We start from the raw sequence: 13,393 nt of genomic DNA on the forward strand, positions 1-13,393 counted from the left end.
CCGACCACCGTAAACACAAACCGGGCTCCGGTCGCGGCTGGATGAAAGACCCGTGGCAGGTCACTTCTTTCATGGAATATGTTTGGCACTGGCGAGCCTATAGAGGCTTTCTGAGCATGGATTTCTACTCATGCAGAAGCTCTTATCTCCAGCTGTATTTAGGCGTATGGTCCCGCGATCAAGTGGAACGATTCTAGATTGCCGGACCATAACCCAGCGCAGAGGCTCCATGTCATGGAGCGGATGTTTAAATATCAACATCAATCGGAGCTAGCAGCGAGGCCCTCACGTGACTCTCGGGTAGACATCTCCTTGTTGAGGCGAAGAAACTCATTTCTTGCACGACCTCGATTACCTGAATTCAGATGCGCATAGGCTCGAAGGATATCGAGATCTCTCCGGATTCCTCCGGCTACCTGCTCCAACGCATCAAAATACTGAATTGCCTGTCTGTATTGACGGTTTTGATAGGCTAGAACTCCTCTCTGGTCGAGGATTTGGCGTTCGATATCGACCCGCTGGGTTCGCGTGAAATTTGTACCTGCGGAGATGCGCGCAGCCTCTTCGGGCATCTTCATTTTCAGATAAGCCAACGCCATGCCATAAGCGGCATCGCGTCGCTGCGTAGGATCCAGTCGGCCCGACAGGGCAGCACGGAACGCTGAAATCGCCTCCATCGGGCGCTCCAGATTATACGCACACCATCCGCGCTGGTAGACCACCGCAGCAGTAGAAGCTCCGGCTGAACGCTGCATGCAACCAACCCAGTCACCCGCTGAAACCAGGGTATCCAGTGACTTGGCAGCGGGCTGTTGAACAGGCGTACGCTTCGCGGGCGAGGGCTCTGGAGCGGCCGCTTGAACTGCAGGAGTTCTGTCCTCAGGAGCAGGACTGTTGGTAGATCTAGAGGCTGTGGTTGAGCGTCGTACGGGCCGCGTGGTCTCCGTCGTTTCTGACGCAGCAGCCGGGGTTGCCGATCCCCGCCCTGCCAGGAGCCGCTGGAGAAGTTCTGAATAGCGCTTTTCCTCCGAAGGGAAGCGCGACATCACTTGTGCAACCAGTGAGCGGAGATCCGCTTCCGCGGCAACCTCGTCAGCCTTTTCCAGAGTCGCCACAAGATCATCTGCGTTGATGCAGGCCGTCAGGACAGCGCGGTAGGTTCCCAAGGCATCGGCTTCGTTGCCCGCGGCCTGCTGTGCCTCGGCAATGCGCCAGGCGTTGTTGATGCGGTCACAGCGCAGAAGCCCCGGTACGTTTCCCGCGATCTGAAGGGCATTGGGGAGATTGCCTTCTTCAAGTGCTGCGTCCAGCAACGCTTGCCCCTCCGCAATCTCGAGCAGGTCAGTCATCTCGGCCGGAGGCTTCCAATCGGGATAATCCTGCCGGGCTTTCGCCAAGGTTTCGCGTGCCTGCTCGAAGCGACCTTCGGCGACGTGACGATAGAACGTGTCGATCTCGGTCGAGGGCACGGTCACGCCGATCCGTGAAAGATCCTGTGGCGGGGTCCACTCCGGGTATTTCAACTGTAGCCGCCGCAGCTCGGCATCCACCGACTTGGTGTCCTGCTGCTGCATGTAGAAATTGAGTGCCAACAACTCATCGGGCGCGGGCGCGGCTTGCTGCGCACTTGCGGGAAGCGCACTGGCCAGAACGAGCGCGAGAGCGGCAAGGGAGCGGATCATATCGGCACGCACCTCGGAAAAACTGTGGCCTGAACAACAAGGGTCATCAGGTGCAGGGTGGCTGGATAATAGGGCTGCTTATCCGAAAATGCCGGCATCAGCGAGCCAACCCGGTTCGACGTGGCGCAGGTTGCAAGGGCAGCAAGCGCCGCGTAGCCGGGGTGGCTGCTATGTTCCAGCACTTCGCCCGTCGCGGGATCAAAGACCGTAATAGCGCTCGGCTGTGCTCCAGCCGCTGCCAGCGCACGGGAATAAGCAGTAACGGCCGGCGCTTGCGCTCGATCGCTCCAGAGCGCGAAGAGAGGCACCCGGATCGCTTCATAGCCAGACCGTCGCGACATGTTGTCGGGCGCGACTGCTGGACCCTCTGCAGTCAGGCTGATCCAGTCGGGAACGAGGCTATCTCGGGCCAACTCGTCAATCAGCGCCTCACCATCGTCGGCCAGTTTGGCCAGTGTACTCCGGCCAGTGATCCGGGACAGGTCACGCATGGCGCGCGGCATGTAATAGGAGGGGTTGAGAACCAGTGCGTCCTCATACTGAAACCCAACAGCACCAGGAAGAAGGACCTGCCGCCCGCTGCCGTCAGGATGTTCAGCGACACAGTGAGCCAGAAGGGCATCGACAGTTCTTGCGGCGCGTTCGATCAGCTCGAGCCGTCCTTCGCGGTTTCCCATGAGGGCGAGGCCCCAAGCATAGAATAGATCCCCGTCGCTGGCGTTGTTGGGATCCTGAACATGGGGGGTGGTCTCTGGACGCCAGCGCCAGGACAGCAACCCGTCACCGCGCTGGTTCAGCTGGTGCTCGGTCCAGTTGATGATCGCTTCCGCAGCTTCGTGGTCCCCGAAGAGCGCAGCCAGCGTCAGCCCGTATCCCTGTCCCTCGGAATGGCTTGCGGCATCCTGGAACTGGTCGACAATCCGTCCTTCTGGCAGAAGGCATAGTGTCTTCCATGCTCGCCACGCTTCTTGCAGAGGGTGATCGAGCGGCAGAAAGCCGGCCTGCTGATCACCTGACGCAGGGTCCGCCTTGATTGCGCCTGGCAGAACGGAGGCCAGAGCGGCGGTCGCAAGAAAGCTGCGGCGATTCAAAGCTGACCTCTCCTTCGGGTGAAAAGGATGAACAGAAGCGCCGGGATTGCCGACAGCAGAGCCAGACCCAAGATCGTGACGGTGAACAGCAGGGGCGACCAGGAGGCATAGTTTCCAAGCACGGCCCGCAAGTTCGACAGCCGGAGCGGCTCCCGCAGTTCGGGTGGACGTACCGGCGACCAGATCTCCCATGTGCCCTCAGCACTCAGCATCGCTGCTTCTCCCTTTGCAAGGCCGCTGTCGCGGAGCCCGACAAGACCTTGCACGGCCGCGTCGACTGAAACCTGAGATCCCAGAACCAGCCACAGTTCACCCGGTTCTTGGCCATCGGGCCGCAGAAGAAAAGCGCGGCCCTGCTTTGCAGCGAGCCAAGCCGAAAGGCTGTCACCCGATCCGATGAACGTGGCCGATGTCAGCCCGTCAAGCTTTCCGGCCAGCCAGTCCTTGAACTCAGAGCGCTGCGGCCTCTCGATGACGTCACGGCTATCACTGTCCGAGACAAGCTGATCGGCCGGTCCAGGACTCTCTTCGGTGAATTGATAGCGACGGACGGGCGCTGCAGATCCAGCGGCGGCACTGGCAAGCGGCCTCTGGCCGACCTCGACAAGTGCCTCCTGCAGATCGCGGACGGACAACTCGAGATGGTCGAGCGGGATCAGGGACATGTCGCCTACACCGATCAGGTTGAGCCGAACCGACCCGCCGTCTTCGCCCGACCTCGGGGTCAGGCGCGCCGCAAACTCGGCGGCCGCCCGTTCCAAGGTGGCGGGATCCCTGACGCCTTCGGGAACCATGACACTACCGGGTCCCAGGTGTGACAGCGGCGTGGCAATTCCTGCCAGCGTCATGGCCGGTGCAGGTGGGACCGTTAGCGTGCTGTCGTTAGTCACCACCAGCATATCGGCCCGACGCGGCAGGCAGATCGCATCCGGAGGGTTGCCAGGCACCACCATCTCGAAGACCAGGCTGTTACGCCCGCCATGCAGCAGATTGGCCGCGAAAATGATATCCAACGGCGCCTGCATCTGCCCCCCATCACGGTCGAGCGGCAACAGCCGGATGGTCTGGTCGTTGATTTTTACCAGCAATGTTGCGCCTTCCGGCAAGGAGTCGGCAAAGCCGTAGCGAAGGTCCAGTCGTGCCTTCTGGTTGGACAGCAGCAGCCAGTCCAGAGGCAGGTCAAAGGGCACCTCGTGCCGGAAGTATCGCGTACGACCGATGATGTCGGCTTGTCCCAGTTCCGCCAGATTGGTGGTTGCGCCAGGCGTCAATGCCGGGGCCGTGTTCGGCGGCAGGGACATTGGAGGCAGCAACTCGTCCAAGGAAGGAAGCTCTCCAGCCGAATGCTCGACCTGCAGGACCAACCCACCCGCCGCACCTTCCCGCAACTCGGCATGGCTCCGATCCGAGGCGATCAGCGCGATGGACAAGGGCAAGGGCGGCCCCAGTTCGTAAAACGAACGGAACTCGACCGGAACCTGCCCACTCATGGCGCGGTTCACCATCTCGGCCAATTTCCGCTGCACCGCGGCATCCTCGTTTTCGGCTACCAGTATGGGCAACGTACGCCCGGTGGCAGCCTGGGCTCGCAACGCCAAGGCGAGCCCTGCGGCATCCGCGGCCATAATGGCTGCATCGACGGGCACGCCACTCTCCGTCAGGTGGATCTCGGTCCAGACGCCGAAACTCGCCTCGGGGCCGCAGTAGATGCGGTGCGGCTGGCGAAGCTCAATACTTATGCGGTTCGTTCCGGCAGTCAGCCCGGTTGCGGGAACGCCGACAGTCTCGAAGCCACTGAGATGATCGAGGGGCAGCACCACCGGCGACGCGTCGTTGATGGTGACCGTCATGGCGGCGACGTCGGGCAGGACGTTGATCGTTGAGCGCAGCTTCAACAAAACCTCGGCTGGGATCGCCACCTCCGGCGGTAGGTCAAGCCTCAGATCGATCGAGGCAATCTCACCCGTGAGGCGGAGAACTCCCGGCGCCGGCAGGCTTGCCCCCATCTGGACCCGGGCGGGCAGAGAGGCCACAGGAACGAGCGGCAGAAACCATTCCTGTGCCGCGGCTGGAACAACCTCCTCGCCACGGTCACGTTCGGGGATTGTCGGAGATGCAGGGGCATCGGACGTTTCTGATGCAGTGCTTGGCACGCGAGGAAGCTGGATCTGCGGCACGGCATCGGCATCCGCGCTCAAAGTAGTTTCTGTGTCAGTCTCAGGTGAATCCGGGGGTGCCTGGGCCGCAGGCTCGGTGCCGAGGCGGATCAGCGGCTGCTCGTCCTGAGCAAAAGCAGGCGCGAAAATGCCTAACGCGATTGCAAGCAGGGCGACAAAGCAGCGCTGGCGTCTCATCTCTGAGCCTCAGGCAAGATCCACGTTACAGGCGACGCGGGTGCCGCCGCCTCACGATGTTCCTCGCTGTCAAAATCGGCACCGAAAGCCACGAGATGGGCGGGCTTTCGTGACTGCCGCTCGGACAAGGCCGCTCTTCGCCTGCGCGCAGGTTCGCGAAGAAAATCACGGAAGGTCCGGGGGATCGAGACGATCATCAGCCATAGAATATAGCCCAGTCCCGCCACCAGCCCTTTGGACTTGCAAGTCTGTTCTCGTTGGAGCGCCCAATTCTCACTGGATCCGAAAACCAACTGAGCAACTGCTTCACGCACGTCCATCGACTGTTCGGCAATAAACTGAAGCCCCAGCACAAACCCGTCATGAGGCGTGCCCCTGACCGAGCGGACTACGGCCCGCACATCGCGTTCCAGATGTGGACATTGCTTGAAGACAGGGCGGAACACGACCTCGTCCCCCTTCTCGACCATGCGGGCCCCTTCACCCTGAGGCATCCCGATCAGCTTGAGCCTCACCCCCGAGGTCGAACCATCGAAGATCTCGACAGACAGGGTCTTCTGGCCGCTGCCCACCCACTGGATCACGCCTGGTGCCTGCATCTCGACTCTCGGGGATGTACGACGCTGCTGCTTTTCCGACACCGCCCGCAGTGAGAGGGAGACCAGCAGGAAGTTGAGCACCGCCCAGACTCCAACAACGGCCAACACGTTGCGGTCACCGGGGAAAGCAACCCAGCGGGCGACCAAGGCAACAACGCCCGCAAACGTCAGCAGAAACAGGAACATCAATGGCCGATAAACCGGCGAGATGTAATCCTCGGCCAGGGTCTCGTCCTTGGCGGTCACATTGAAGCGTGCATTCCGGGGCCGCAGCACAGTGCGGAAGATCGCGGACACCAGATAGGGCGTTTGCGCGATTTCGTAGATTTCCGAGATAAGCGGCCACCGATAGCTCGCAAAAGAGGTATTCTGGACCAGAAGCACCACCGCCATGTAGCTGAGCACATAGGCGACTGCCTCGCCGAACGTGGTAACGAAAATTTCCACTCCGAAGAACAGATAGGCGAGCGGCGCCAGCAGATAGGCCATACGGATGATCGGGAAGAACCAGAAGCTCATCGAGTTCAGGTAGCAAAGCCGCTGCATGAAGCTCAGTCCTGGCCGGAACAGCGGGTTCTTGAGCATCAGCATCTGCATCATTCCCGACGCCCACCGGCCCCGCTGCTGGATGAACGAGGCGAATGTCTCAGGCTGCAGTCCCGCGATCATGGCACGGTTCAGGTAGATGCTGCGCCAGCCGCACGAATGGATCTCGAGCGCGGTTTCGGCATCCTCGGTGATGGTTTCACCCGCGAAACCGCCGACACTGTCCAGGGCCTTCCGGCGCAGCACGGCCGCGGAGCCGCAGAAGAAGGCGCCGCCCCACCTGTCCAGCCCCCGGTGGATCATGCCGTAGAACATCTCGCTTTCGGGCGGAGACTTGAGGTTCAGGTTGCGCTCGATGGGGTCGCGGTTGATGAAGTAATGCGGTGTCTGGACCAGGAAGAGCTTGGGATCCTGCACGAAATAACCCACAGTTCGTGCCAGGAAGTCCCGGGACGGCACATGGTCGGCGTCGAAGATTACCACCAGATCGCCATCCAGCCGCTCGAGCGCGGCACTCATGTTACCCGCCTTGGCCTGCTCATTGCGGGCGCGGGTGGAATAGATCACGCCCAGTTCGCGGCATAGGGCCTGCAGTTCGGCCCGCCGGTGACGGGCTGCTGCCGCCAGTTCCGGATCCGGTGAATTGCAGCGCTGGTCGGTGCCGCCGTCATCGCACAGGACCACACGGCGCAATTTGGCTGGATAGATCATGTTCTTGGCCGCCGAGAGGGTGACGCTCAACATCTCGACAGCTTCGTTATAGGACGGCACGAGGATGTCGACGGTGGGCAGGTCCTCGAGCTCCACCTTGGGCGGCAGACCGCGCTCGACCGGGTCAGCGGTGATAAAGGCGTTCAGAAAGAAGACAAAGATCGAATAGGTTTCGACCAGAAGCAGGATTGTCGCGAAGATGAAGGATGCCGACATCCCGGGATCCGGCAGGGTCGCCGTGACCCGCCAGAGCCAATAGCGCAACACGATCACGCTGGCGATCGCCAGAAGTGTGACACGCACCGGCATGCTGGCGGAAAAAGGTTTGAGCAGGATGACCAACAGGACGGCCGCAAGCCCGAACATTCCTTGGGCTGTGTTCGAGACCGGAACCGAGGCCAGCACCAGAACCGGAATCAACGCCAGTCCCCATATGGGAAACAGTACCGCACGAGACAGCTTGCGCCGGCTCTTGGCAGGTTTTTCCGTCACTGATCCATCCTTCTGTGTCATGGCATGGTCGGCCCGGAGAGCGGTGAGAGCAGTCGGCCCTCATCCCCGCCCGACTGGGCCACCGCTGGAACGGCCACATTTTCAGCCAGCAATGGTCGCAGCGCGTCCTGAGGCGTCCCGTTCACGCAATTGCGCAGCATGACATCCATGATGGCGTCGTTGCCGGGGATCTGGCGCATGCTGCTGTCCACCCGCCGTATCCCCAGCACGCAGACCGTCTCGGCTCCGTATCTTTCCTCGGCCCAGAGATAGCCGCCGAATTCATCCTCGCCACTGATCAGTTCGCCCGATTCCAAGTCTTCGAACGGGAATGGAACGTCACCAACTCTCCGTAAGAATTCCTCGAACCGGAGGTTCCCACGCGAGCCCATGCCGGATCGAGTCCGCAGCACGATCAGGTTGTCTCCCGGGACTGACGTCTGGTTGATAAGGCTGATCCGCTGTTCGGACCCGAAGCCAAGCTCACGTTGCAGGACCAGTTGCGTACCGGGCGCGCTGATCCAGGCATTGGCAACAGGTACCGCCTGCATGGGAAGACGCTCTTCCACTTCCCGTTGCGACATGATCTGCCCGTCCGGTCCGACAGCGCAGCCGGAAAGGACGATCCCGCCTGCGAGCGCGAGAACCCGGCACAACGGGGCTCGGGCCAGTGACAACGTGATCCGTCCTGCCAAGACCGGAACTTGCGGTTGCTCAAGTTGATTCAGCATTAGCGCCTCGTTTCCCATCCTCATGCACGTGACTGCAGTGCCTGAAACAGCTGCGGCAGCGGTCGCGGACGGCCCAGCTCAAAGCCTTGAACCTTGTCAATTCCAAGGGCATGCAATGCGGTCAGGATGGCGGACGAACTGACATGCTCGGCCACCACCTCGATGTTCAGACGATGCGCGAGATTGATGATCGACCTGACAATCTGCGCCTCGACGTTTTCAGGGTCCACGACATTCGGGATCAAGGCCCCATCGATCTTGATGCAGTCAGGTTCGAAAGCCTTGAGATAGGCAAAGCTGGACAATCCAGCACCAAAATCATCCAACGCGATGCGGCAACCAAGTCGACGCGCTTCTCGGATATTGGCGCGAGCCTGGTCTAGATCACGGATGACGGCGGTTTCGGTGATCTCAAGCTGTACGCGGCGAGGATCAATTCGGCTTTGGCGCAGCTCGTCCGACAGAAACCCCGGAAAAGCGGAATTCCCCAATGACGGAGCCGAGACGTTGATCGACACCCAGAGCTGCGGATGAGCGCGAAGATGGGAGCCGAAATCGCCAAGAACTCGGTGTAAGACCCAGCGATCTATCATTTCGATCAATGCGCTGTTCTCGGCAGCCGGCAGGAAACTGGCAGGAGCATATTCGTGGCCGTTTCGGTCCTGCATCTGAAGCAGGATCTCGACCTCGAGGGGAAAACCTGGTTGAGGCGCACAGGCAATGATGTCCTGAGCATTGAGTTGGAGCCGGTTCTCGGCAATCGCGGCGGGGATGTCGCAAACCAGCTTGGCGGTAAGCTCGACTTCAGCAAAGCCCACACGCTCCTGCGCAGCCGTGGCCACGCAGGAGCGGTGATCCCGTCGCGCCACCACCAGCGCGGCGATCAGCCTACGACGCACCACCTCGGGGTCAACAGTGGAAACCGGATCGGTCCAGATGATCCCGGCCCGGGCTGTCACCGCTGAGCTGTAGCTGCCTTGGTCGATCTGCATTGCCGCAATCTGCTGCAGAACTTGGTCTACCATTTCCGCACAGATGCTGCGCCCATGCGACCCGAAGGCGATCAGGAAACCTTCCATGGCCAGGCTGCCGACAACGTTGTCCGACCCGAAGACCGTTCCCAGCATTTCGCCGATCCGCTGGCGCAGCTGATATAGTTGCGATGGACCAGCCGTGATTTCCAGCATGTCCAGGTTGTCAGGTACAATCAGCGCGAACCCTGATGGATACGGCTGCCTTGCCAGCCAACTACTGATGGTGCTGGTTGGACAGAAGGATTCTCTCAGGCTGGACAGAGGACCGCTCAAAAGCATCAGAAGAAGATTGCCTGCGTCATTCCAGCTCCCTGTCCAGACAGCCAAGTTGTCGGGCAAGAGCAGCCATGGGGATCAGATGCTCTCTGCCGGTTCGGCCGCAACGATCCTGTCACGTCCTTCGCGCTTGGCTGCATAAAGCGCACGATCTGCCCGCTCGAACCAAGATGGCCGGGGCTCACCGCGGTTGCGTTGAGCAATGCCAGCACTGGCCGTTACCGAGCCGCCATCGATCTCGGGAATGGAGGCCTGTGCAAGCTGGCCTCGCAGCTGCTGGGTAAAATCCTCTGCCTCGGCAAGGCTCGCACCCGCCAGCAATATGCCGAATTCCTCTCCACCCAAGCGGCCGACGCTGTCCGACTTACAAACAGCCGCGCTCATTATGGAGGCGACATGTGCCAGAACGGCATCTCCCGCAGGGTGGCCGAAACGATCGTTGACCGACTTGAAATGGTCCAGATCAAGCAACACAAAGCTAGCGGGTTCGTCACCGTTCTCGGCCACGATGCGGTCCATTCTTGACATGAATGCCCGCCGGGTCAGCACGCCGGTGACCCCGTCAATCCGGGCAGTAAGCCGCAGTTCAAACTGCGACATCACGACCTTGGCAAAGTTATAAAGCACTTCCTTGTCTTCCGGAGTGAACTTGCGCGGCTCAGTCCCAAAGACGCAAAGAGCGCCGATATTATATCCGTCTGATGTAGTCAGCGGAACACCAAGATACGAACGGATGCAAAGCGGGCCGGTGACAAAATGGTTGTCGGCAAAGCGGGGATCTTGGGCTGCATCCTCAACAATCAAGGAGTCGTCGCTCTGAATCGTATAGTTGCAGAACGCCTCGCTTCGCGCGCAGTTGCTCTGCGCACAGGCATCAGCGCTCATTCCCGCCGCCGCCTTTGTCCATTGGCGATCGAAGTCGATCAGGTTGATCGCGGCATACGGGATATCGAAGATCGTCCTGATCAGCGTGACGATCTCGTCAAACTCCTCTTCCGGTTCAGTATCAAGGATCCTGTACCGGCGAAGCGCCGCCAATCGTCCAGCCTCATCATCGACTCTACCGCGAACGACTTCGTTCATTCGCTCTTCTCCAGAACTTGCAGGAGGTCATCCTCGTAGCTACGCAGCATCACCGCCACGAGCGCACGTATAGCTTCCCGATCCCGGCCGGAGTTCTGCATGGACTCGACGAGGGACGTGAGACTAGCGCAATGACGCTCGAGCGCACGCTGAAGGTCAGCTGACAACTTCAGGTCAGGCAAGGAGCCCTGCCTCAGTTCTTCAGCTACTAGTTGCGCAGGCTCCATCTGCAGCTCCTCACGTCAGCCCTCAGATATCAACCATAGAGAGAACGCATGTGGGCCGCTAGGGGCAGTACCCTCAACCAGAGGAGGGTCCAGTTCGCTTCTCGCGCAGTGGACCCTCGGAGGTATGGGTTCAGAAAAGAGTCTAGATGCCTATTGCTCAAGAGGCGAGTTGAAGCCTTTCTTGGTGCTCCCGAAAGAAGGTCACGCGATCCCGACCCTTGACCTTGGAGCCATAGAGCGCCTGATCCGCGCGCTGGTAAGCCTTGGCATAGTCGAAGGCCTCCCTGTCGAAGAAGAACCCCCCGACACTGATACGTGTCTGCTGATCGCTCCCATAAGAAACGCGCAGTGCCTTCCGGAACCGCTCGGCCACCAGGTGTCCTGCATCGCCGCTTGTGGTACGCACGATGATCGCGAACTCTTCGCCCCCCACCCGGGCAGCGAAATCGGTGTCGCGAACAGTCCCCCGGATGGCTGATCCGATCCCCTGCAGCACTATATCGCCAACAGCATGGCCGTACTCATCATTGATTTTCTTGAAGTGATCCACATCAACCAGCATGAAAAGTACGCCCGTTGCTTTTTCCTGTTCGAGTTTCTGAGCATAATTTTCCAGAGAACGACGATTGGGGAGACCGGTAAGGCAGTCGGTTGTGGCTTCCTTGGTCAGTTCACGCTCCCTTTGCCCGCGTCGCTGCTCGGTTTCTAGCATCTTGCCAAAAATCAGCACGATCAGGCCTATGACTCCGCTCAGGAAAAAGGAAGTTAACCACATATTTCCTGCAACCGCGAAGAGCGCGAGCGCAGACGGGGCAATGCAAACAAGGATAATAGACAGCCATTCCGCCCACGTACGTTTTCGTGTGTCGCCAGTCTTGGACCACCAGACAAGCGCGCCAGCAGCGGTAGCCGCTATTACCATTGCACCTGCACCCACACCATTTCCACCGATGACGACGCGGGCTGCAACGGTCAGTGCAACTGCTATCACGGCAGCGACCGGCCCGCCGAATGCAGCGGCCATCCCAACAAAAGCGCCCCGTGAGTCTGCCTGAAACCCGGGACTTAGAACAATTGGCTGTGCCATGATGAGGATGCCGCCGCACCCCAAGGCAAGACCAATGCCGGCGCGACGAAGGAGAGCACTTTGTATCCGCCGCTGCATCATTCCATAAAGGATGGTACAGACGGCCATTACTCCCACAGTGTTTACAAAAATCAGGATATACTGGGACATCATCGGTTTTTCTCTGGGCTAACTCGGAAACGAAGGTGCCAATCAACATTCAGACAATTCATCTGATGACCCACAGCGCTATGCATGATGGATGAAGGTCTCCGCAGCTCTACCTCAGGTAGATCTGTTCGTCGATCTGTCTAGAAAGATACCTGTCGATTCCGATATGCGCTGGAGCCACGACGGCAGTCAGCTCAACGATACCCATCCGTGACGGTAAGGAGAGAGCTGAATTGATCTCCGGCAACCGAGTTTCTGATCGCCAGGATTCAGGCTGACATCAGTGATCGCATACATTTCCTAGAGAAGAGCTAGCCTTTCTCTCGTCTGCATCGGTCGGGTGCACTCTCCTGAAGCCTCACCGGAAGCCCCGGGTTCATCTCCTCCCAGAAAGCTGCAATCCGTTCACTGTTGAGGGGGATAGCCAGCCATGCTTCTCGAAGTCGGCACGCTTGGTACCATCCGATAGCTGGGACATGAACAGCCGCCGATCCGCGTCTCGCTGGGTTGGACTGCGCGCCTTGACAGCATCAAGTATCCGCCGCAGTCGTTTGGCGCGACCATCAGGCGGCGCTGCCTCGCTTGGCGAAGCCACCCACTGTAGGATCTTGGGAGGGAGCCAGAGATGAATGCGGGCGCTTGGTATTGTAGTGTCGGCGCCAACGCTCAATGACGAGCGTTGCCTTGGCGTGGCTGTAGAAGATTAGCCTGCTGCCACCAAGCCGCTGTCGAAAATCATCTGGGTGCAGAGTGCCTGCCTGAGCGCGGACAAGCGGGAGCTCATAGCCCCCTCCTCCTGAGCTCATACCAGAGAATTCTAGCCCAAACTGCAGTTCCCGCTGCTCTGCCGCCTGAAAACTGGACCGTTTGAAGCTGGAGTTTTCGGCTAGGCTTTCCCTGGCTGGGCGAGGAGCTGAGAACGATGAAGGCATCAAAGTTCACGGAGGCGCAGAAGGCGTTCATCCTGAAACAGGGCGAGGAGGGCACCCCGGTTGCGGAGATCTGCCGCAAGGCGGGGATCGGCCAGTCGACCTGCTTTGCCTGGAAGAAGAAGTATGGCGGCCTGCTGCTCGACGAGATGCGACGACTCAAGCAGCTCGAGGACGAGAACGCGCGGCTCAAGCGCATCGTGGCGGACCTGACGCTCGACCGAGAAATGCTCCAGGATGTCGTCCGCCGAAAGCTCTGAAGCCGGAACGGACGCGTGAACTGGTTCGCGGGATGTGCGCAGACTGGGCGGTCTCGATCCGCAGGGCGTGTGGGGCCCTCCGGTTCGACTGCTCGAGCTACCACTACAGGTCCCGCCGCACCGATCCGGCAGAACTGAAAC

The 13,393-nt window shown here is 60.0% G+C and carries 9 protein-coding genes and 2 pseudogenes; 1 reads left to right on the top strand and 10 read right to left on the bottom strand.

Features of this window, described 5'->3' with window-relative positions; genetic code table 11:
* Nucleotides 1-260: 260 nt before the first annotated feature.
* The 10 genes and pseudogenes from ACFFII_RS16785 to ACFFII_RS16830 form a co-directional block, all read right to left on the bottom strand.
* Nucleotides 261-1,682 carry a hypothetical protein gene (locus tag ACFFII_RS16785; protein WP_377700024.1) on the bottom strand — a complete coding sequence of 474 codons (1,422 nt, stop codon included), beginning with the start codon at nucleotides 1,680-1,682 and terminating at the stop codon, nucleotides 261-263.
* Complete coding sequence (locus ACFFII_RS16790) at nucleotides 1,679-2,773, bottom strand: family 8 glycosyl hydrolase (protein WP_377700025.1); 1,095 nt, start codon at nucleotides 2,771-2,773, stop codon at nucleotides 1,679-1,681. Before ACFFII_RS16790 ends, ACFFII_RS16785 begins: the two co-directional genes overlap by 4 nt.
* Complete coding sequence (locus tag ACFFII_RS16795; protein ID WP_377700026.1) at nucleotides 2,770-5,127, bottom strand: cellulose biosynthesis cyclic di-GMP-binding regulatory protein BcsB; 2,358 nt, start codon at nucleotides 5,125-5,127, stop codon at nucleotides 2,770-2,772. The genes ACFFII_RS16790 and ACFFII_RS16795 overlap by 4 nt, the downstream gene beginning before the upstream one ends.
* A complete protein-coding gene (gene bcsA, locus ACFFII_RS16800) occupies nucleotides 5,124-7,496 on the bottom strand; it encodes a UDP-forming cellulose synthase catalytic subunit (RefSeq protein WP_377700027.1) in 2,373 nt (790 codons plus the stop codon). The genes ACFFII_RS16795 and bcsA overlap by 4 nt, the downstream gene beginning before the upstream one ends.
* A complete protein-coding gene (locus tag ACFFII_RS16805; protein ID WP_377700028.1) occupies nucleotides 7,493-8,206 on the bottom strand; it encodes a hypothetical protein in 714 nt (237 codons plus the stop codon). Before ACFFII_RS16805 ends, bcsA begins: the two co-directional genes overlap by 4 nt.
* Nucleotides 8,207-8,226: 20 nt before the next feature.
* Nucleotides 8,227-9,393, bottom strand: coding sequence for a bifunctional diguanylate cyclase/phosphodiesterase (locus ACFFII_RS16810; RefSeq protein WP_377700029.1), 1,167 nt, complete (start codon nucleotides 9,391-9,393; stop codon nucleotides 8,227-8,229).
* A gap of 201 nt (nucleotides 9,394-9,594) precedes the next feature.
* Nucleotides 9,595-10,599 carry a sensor domain-containing diguanylate cyclase gene (locus tag ACFFII_RS16815; protein ID WP_377700030.1) on the bottom strand — a complete coding sequence of 335 codons (1,005 nt, stop codon included), beginning with the start codon at nucleotides 10,597-10,599 and terminating at the stop codon, nucleotides 9,595-9,597.
* A complete protein-coding gene (locus ACFFII_RS16820; RefSeq protein ID WP_377700031.1) occupies nucleotides 10,596-10,826 on the bottom strand; it encodes a hypothetical protein in 231 nt (76 codons plus the stop codon). Before ACFFII_RS16820 ends, ACFFII_RS16815 begins: the two co-directional genes overlap by 4 nt.
* Nucleotides 10,827-10,983: 157 nt before the next feature.
* Nucleotides 10,984-12,063, bottom strand: coding sequence for a GGDEF domain-containing protein (locus tag ACFFII_RS16825; protein WP_377700032.1), 1,080 nt, complete (start codon nucleotides 12,061-12,063; stop codon nucleotides 10,984-10,986).
* Between the two features lie 565 nt (nucleotides 12,064-12,628).
* Nucleotides 12,629-12,767, bottom strand: a pseudogene (locus ACFFII_RS16830) (integrase core domain-containing protein); the annotation flags it as partial.
* A 218-nt stretch (nucleotides 12,768-12,985) separates the two neighbouring features.
* Here ACFFII_RS16830 and ACFFII_RS16835 point away from each other — a divergent pair.
* Nucleotides 12,986-13,393 (top strand): annotated as a pseudogene (locus ACFFII_RS16835) (transposase); the annotation flags it as partial.

It is taken from the genome of Paracoccus niistensis (assembly GCF_042432925.1).
Classification (GTDB): Bacteria; Pseudomonadota; Alphaproteobacteria; order Rhodobacterales; family Rhodobacteraceae; genus Paracoccus; species Paracoccus niistensis.

What these genes read in the sequence shown, in the direction of transcription:
- ACFFII_RS16785 (WP_377700024.1), bottom strand. Translation starts at nt 1,682, where the DNA reads ATGATCCGCTCCCTTGCCGCTCTCGCGCTCGTTCTGGCCAGTGCGCTT.
- ACFFII_RS16795 (WP_377700026.1), bottom strand. Translation starts at nt 5,127, where the DNA reads ATGAGACGCCAGCGCTGCTTTGTCGCCCTGCTTGCAATCGCGTTAGGC.
- bcsA (WP_377700027.1), bottom strand. Translation starts at nt 7,496, where the DNA reads ATGACACAGAAGGATGGATCAGTGACGGAAAAACCTGCCAAGAGCCGG.
- ACFFII_RS16805 (WP_377700028.1), bottom strand. Translation starts at nt 8,206, where the DNA reads ATGCTGAATCAACTTGAGCAACCGCAAGTTCCGGTCTTGGCAGGACGG.
- ACFFII_RS16810 (WP_377700029.1), bottom strand. Translation starts at nt 9,393, where the DNA reads ATGCTGGAAATCACGGCTGGTCCATCGCAACTATATCAGCTGCGCCAG.
- ACFFII_RS16815 (WP_377700030.1), bottom strand. Translation starts at nt 10,599, where the DNA reads ATGAACGAAGTCGTTCGCGGTAGAGTCGATGATGAGGCTGGACGATTG.
- ACFFII_RS16820 (WP_377700031.1), bottom strand. Translation starts at nt 10,826, where the DNA reads ATGGAGCCTGCGCAACTAGTAGCTGAAGAACTGAGGCAGGGCTCCTTG.
- ACFFII_RS16825 (WP_377700032.1), bottom strand. Translation starts at nt 12,063, where the DNA reads ATGTCCCAGTATATCCTGATTTTTGTAAACACTGTGGGAGTAATGGCC.